The sequence below is a fragment of the Acidocella sp. KAb 2-4 genome, from assembly GCF_020567705.1.
Lineage (GTDB): Bacteria > Pseudomonadota > Alphaproteobacteria > Acetobacterales > Acetobacteraceae > Acidocella.
In genome coordinates, this window is sequence record NZ_JAJDJU010000054.1 from 1 (window position 1) to 4,622 (window position 4,622).

Annotated in this window: 7 protein-coding genes; 4 read left to right on the top strand and 3 right to left on the bottom strand. The window is 62.4% G+C overall.

All coding sequences use genetic code 11. The features are described from left to right. Both LI953_RS15140 and LI953_RS15145 read left to right on the top strand, forming a co-directional pair. On the top strand, positions 1-221 hold a 221-nt coding region (locus tag LI953_RS15140; RefSeq protein ID WP_227076925.1), incomplete at its 5' end, for a hypothetical protein. A 199-nt stretch (positions 222-420) separates the two neighbouring features. Further along, positions 421-1,845, top strand: a complete 1,425-nt coding sequence (locus LI953_RS15145) for a hypothetical protein (protein WP_227076926.1) — start codon at positions 421-423, stop codon at positions 1,843-1,845. Between the two features lie 58 nt (positions 1,846-1,903). On the opposite strand, the gene msrB is transcribed toward LI953_RS15145, so the two are convergent. Next, positions 1,904-2,317, bottom strand: coding sequence for a peptide-methionine (R)-S-oxide reductase MsrB (gene msrB / locus LI953_RS15150; protein ID WP_227076927.1), 414 nt, complete (start codon positions 2,315-2,317; stop codon positions 1,904-1,906). A gap of 128 nt (positions 2,318-2,445) precedes the next feature. After that, positions 2,446-2,613 carry a hypothetical protein gene (locus LI953_RS15155; protein ID WP_227076928.1) on the bottom strand — a complete coding sequence of 56 codons (168 nt, stop codon included), beginning with the start codon at positions 2,611-2,613 and terminating at the stop codon, positions 2,446-2,448. A 215-nt stretch (positions 2,614-2,828) separates the two neighbouring features. On the opposite strand from LI953_RS15155, the gene LI953_RS15160 reads away from it, so the two are divergent. After that, complete coding sequence (locus LI953_RS15160; protein ID WP_227076929.1) at positions 2,829-3,209, top strand: hypothetical protein; 381 nt, start codon at positions 2,829-2,831, stop codon at positions 3,207-3,209. Positions 3,210-3,240: 31 nt separating this feature from the next. Next, entirely contained in the window at positions 3,241-4,191 is a 951-nt protein-coding gene (gene gshB, locus LI953_RS15165; protein WP_227076930.1) for a glutathione synthase, read from the top strand. A gap of 38 nt (positions 4,192-4,229) precedes the next feature. Here gshB and LI953_RS15170 read toward each other — a convergent pair. Beyond that, positions 4,230-4,622, bottom strand: a 393-nt coding sequence (locus tag LI953_RS15170) for a polymer-forming cytoskeletal protein (RefSeq protein ID WP_227076931.1), incomplete at its 5' end; no start/stop codon positions are given.

A 4,622-nucleotide genomic window follows, 5' to 3' on the forward strand; every position in this document is an offset into this window, starting at 1 on the left:
GATCTGTTCACCTGCCACGGGCTCACGGTTTTGTGAAATTTTTTGGACAGGGCGATTCAGGGCTGATTCAAAAGGTCCGTTTTGCGTACTTTTGTCGTATGAATCACTCTCGCCGCCTCGAAGTTGGCCTGAAATTAGGTGAAATAAGCCGACCATTCTGTCCATGTTCGGCTGAGCCGCGCACAATTCTACTAAAAATTGCAGTAAAACCTAAAAATTAATGTATAAAAAACATTTTATTGTGCCAATTTATATAAAATTGTACGATATTTATACAAATAACATTCAGTAATATTTTCTAAATCCGGCGGCTTCGCCACTGACGAAGAATTTATAATTGCAAATCCGGATTCTTTCTTGCGCCTGCTGCGCTGCGTAAGCTAAACCGGCTGTAATTGGTTGCACATTGAGGATTGAAGAATGTCTGGAGCGACTTTAACGATCGGCGGCGCGTTCAACGCGCATACGGGCATTGTCTCTGTTCCCTCGAGCATTCCGGGCAATGCCTCAACATCGAGTTCGCTGAATAACCTGCTGCAGAACTACCTCACCGCGCTTTCCAACAGCATCACCGGCGGCACGTATTCCTTCGAGAACAACGACATTGCCGCGGGCAGCGATTTTGTTGCGTCCGTCAGCGGCGCGGCCGGGTCGTTCGAAGAGTTCACCAACACCGATTCGACTGGTGGCGTCACCAGCACCTCCGTCTCCGGCGCCTACACCGTGAGCGCGGGCGTCACCGATCTGATCGTGCAGGCGCCGGGCGCGGAGACCATCACCGGTAACAGCTCCGTCGGCTTCGCGCTGTTCGGCGCGGGCAGCAATGTTACTTATGATACGCGCGGCAACTCCAACGCCTCGATCGTCGCCGCGGGCGGCAACGACGCCATCAACGTCGTGGGCATGAACAACAGCGACACCGTGCTGAGCGCGGGGAATGACACGCTGACCTTCAACGGCGGCGTCAGCGGCGGCGGGCCGAACGCCGGCAATGAATATGCCAACGCCGTTGGCAACGCCACCACCAGCGTCTTTCTGGGCGGCTCCGATGCCGCGACCATCACGGCCTCGGATAACTCGCTGGTCAATATTCAGTTCCTGCCGAATGCGGGCGGCAATCTCGACTTCATCAATACGTCGTCTCAGGCGGGCACCGTTTATTCGGCCTTCTACAGCAATGGCGGCAAATCCTTCGCGCCGAACTCGGTCACGGTGAATGCCGGCGCTGGCGGCGGCATTTATGTCGGCGGGCGCGCGGGCAATAACTCCCTGGTTGGTGGGGCTGGCGCCGTTACCATGATCGGCGGCGGCACGGGCGATACGCTTATTGGCGCCTCCAGCGCGGGCAATGTTTTGTTCACGGGTACCGGCTTCGAGACGCTCATCGCCAGCGCTGGATCTGCCAACAATCTGTTCGGTATCGGCCTCTATTACTACGGCGTTGGCCAAACGACCGCTTCGGGCAGTGTTTCCACCGACGGGTCTGGCACGCAAACTTTCGTCATTGGCAACACGGCCAATGAAACCCTGACCGGCTCTACCGTCTCCGGGGCGACAAATGTGTATGATATCGTGGGCAGCCAGAGCGGTGGTGAGACCACCGGCGGCAGCACGATGACCATCACGAATTTTGGCCCCAACAGCCAAATTCACCTCACCGATGCCACTCTCACGAAGCCTGGCGATGCCACGATCCTCAATGTGAGCACGTATAATGGCCTTGGCGGCGGCACCGAAATCTTCCTGAGCGATGGCACCAATATCGTGTTGCAGGGCGTCAGCACCGCCAACGTGTCCGTTACCGGCGGTGTCGGCGGCAGCATGATTGGGATTACCTACAACTAACTCAGTCAACCGGTATCAAAAAACCCGCCCTGCTGATGCAAGGCGGGTTTTTTGTCGTCTATTCGGCGGGGCTGAAATTCATCGCCACGCCATTGATGCAGTAGCGCAGGAAGGTCGGGGGCGGGCCGTCCTCGAACACATGGCCCAGATGTCCGCCGCATCGCGCGCAATGCACCTCCATGCGGACCATGCCGTGGCTGCGGTCGATCGTGGTGGCAAGCGCGCCTTCCTCGGGGTCGTTAAAGCTCGGCCAGCCCGTGCCGCTTTCAAATTTCCGGCCGGAGGCAAACAGCTTATTGCCGCAGCCCGCGCAGCTGAAGGTGCCGTGTCGCTTCTCGTAATTGAGCGCGCAACTGCCGGGGCGCTCGGTGGCATGCCCGCGCAGCACCGCATATTGCTCCGGCGTCAGCCGCGCGCGCCACTCGGCGTCGGTCAGGGTGAAGGGGAAGTCTGGGCCGGCTTGCGGCTGCATGGGGCTCTCCTTGGCGAATCGGGCGCGGCATGGGTACCGCGAACCTTACATATAGAGCCCGCGGGCGCGGGCTCAATCGCTGCGGGAGAGATCTGGCCGGGACGGGCGCCCGCTCCGGCGCGGTGGGGTCAGGCGTTGGCGTCGGTCTTGCGGGCGGCGGACTGGCCGCCGAGCGCGCGCCAGCGCTCCAGGGTCGCCTCCCGGGCCGGCTTGCCATCGGTGAGCGACGCGGCGATCAGCCGGTCGATCACGGCATGGCGAAGTTCGGCTTCGATCTTCAGCATATTGGCAGGCATCGTCAGGCTCCGTGAATCTCTAAGACATGGACCATCTGTCCATACCCGGCACATTCTCCGGCAACCAAGGCATGAATAAGGCGGCGCCTTGAAAGGATTATGACAAAGCAAATTCCGCCGGGGCCACATTAATTTTGTCGATTCCGCCGCCGCCCCCCTGGCAAAGCGGCCGGTGTTTGTTATACGCGCAGAAGACCTCAAACTCCGGAATTCGCATGGCGCGGCGGGCAAAGTTTCCAATCGTCTCCCTGGCTGGCGGGCTGTTCGCGCTGGCCAGTTGCACCGCCCCCGCGCCCCAGCTTGGCGATGCGGGGCCTGCCATTCCCGCCAGCACCCAGGCGCTCATGGGCTCCACCCCGCAGGTGCTGAGCACCGATTTCGGCGCCCCGGCGCTGCGCCGGGTCGATGGCACGGCCCAAGTCTGGCTCTATCACTCCGCCGTGTGCGGGCTGGATGTGTTCCTCTACCCCGACGCCAACGGCGTGCCCCGCGTCGCCGCTGCCGTGCCCGATAATGGCGACCCGATCCGCTGCATGCAGAGCCTCGCGCATCCTGGTTTGACCGCCGCGGCTCTGGAGCCTCCCGCCGCGTCCTGATAGCTTCGGCGGCAAACCGCCCGAGGATCGCATGACATCTCTGAAAATCGCCGTGCAGATGGACCCGCTGCACAGCATCGACATCACCGGGGACTCCACCTTCGCCCTGATGCTGGAGGCCCAGGCCCGCGGCCATAAGCTCTGGCATTACGAGGTGCCGCATATGTGGCTCGACGGCGCCCGGCTGCTGGCGCGGGTGAAGCCGGTGACGGTGCGGGACATCCCCGGCGCGCATCACGAATTTGGCCCCGAGACGATCACCGACCTGGCCGACATGGACGTGGTGCTGATGCGCCAGGACCCGCCCTTTGACATGGCCTACATCACCGCCACCCATATGCTGGAGCATATCCACCCGAAGACGCTGGTGGTGAACAACCCGGTTTCCGTGCGCAACGCGCCCGAGAAATTGCTGGTGATGCATTTCCCGCAGCTGATGCCGCCCACCCTGATCTCGTGGGACCGCGAGGCGATCCGTGAGTTTCGGGCGCTGCACAAGGACATCATCGTCAAGCCGCTCTTCGGTAATGGCGGCATCGGCGTGTTCCGCATCAAGCCGGATGACGAGAATCTCGGCTCGCTGCTCGACATGTTCTTCGCCGCCTCGCGCGAGCCGCTAATGGTGCAGCGCTACGAGGCCGCCGTGCGCAAGGGCGATAAGCGCATCATCCTGATCGATGGCGAGCCGCTGGGGGCGATCAACCGCGTTCCGGCCGAGGGCGATTCGCGCTCCAACATGCATGCTGGCGGCAAGGCGGAGCCGACGCGGCTCACCGCGCGCGAACTTGAAATCTGCACCGCGATCGGGCCGACACTGAGGGAGCAGGGGCTGCTGTTCACCGGCATCGACGTGATCGGCGACTACCTCACCGAGATCAACGTCACCTCGCCCACCGGACTGCAGCAGATCGCGCGGTTCGACAATCTGAATCTCGCCGCCACCATTTGGGACAAGATCGAGGCCAAGCGCGTGGCGGCATGAAAAAGGGGGCCGCGGCCCCCTTTCACCTGATCCGGGGCTCAGGCCTCGGAGAGCGGGGCCAGCGTCTCGTTCAGCATCTCGATGCGGCCGGTGATCTGGCCGCCATCCTCCACCTGCAGGCGGCGGCAGCGCGCGGTGCCAACCACGCGCCCGGTGGCGCGCACGATCAGCGTGTGCCGGGCGACCAGCGTGCCGTCGATGGTGCCGGCCACCTCGGCCTGATCCACCTCGACCTCACCCTTGAAAATGCCGCCCTGGGCGATCGAGAGCTCATTCAGCCCGTTGATCATGTTGGCTTCCACCGTGCCTTCTACGACCAGGCGCTCGGCGTCCTGCACCGTGCCCTGCACGCTGATGCCGCGGCCCACCACCAGGGTGCGGCGCTCGGCGGTGTCGCGGGCCGGGGTGCTCATCGGCATCGCCGGGCGCCG

Excerpts from the sequence above, each read along its gene's own strand:
- gshB (WP_227076930.1), top strand. The coding sequence starts at position 3,241 with ATGACATCTCTGAAAATCGCCGTGCAGATGGACCCGCTGCACAGCATC.
- LI953_RS15145 (WP_227076926.1), top strand. The coding sequence starts at position 421 with ATGTCTGGAGCGACTTTAACGATCGGCGGCGCGTTCAACGCGCATACG.
- msrB (WP_227076927.1), bottom strand. The coding sequence starts at position 2,317 with ATGCAGCCGCAAGCCGGCCCAGACTTCCCCTTCACCCTGACCGACGCC.
- LI953_RS15160 (WP_227076929.1), top strand. The coding sequence starts at position 2,829 with ATGGCGCGGCGGGCAAAGTTTCCAATCGTCTCCCTGGCTGGCGGGCTG.
- LI953_RS15155 (WP_227076928.1), bottom strand. The coding sequence starts at position 2,613 with ATGCCTGCCAATATGCTGAAGATCGAAGCCGAACTTCGCCATGCCGTG.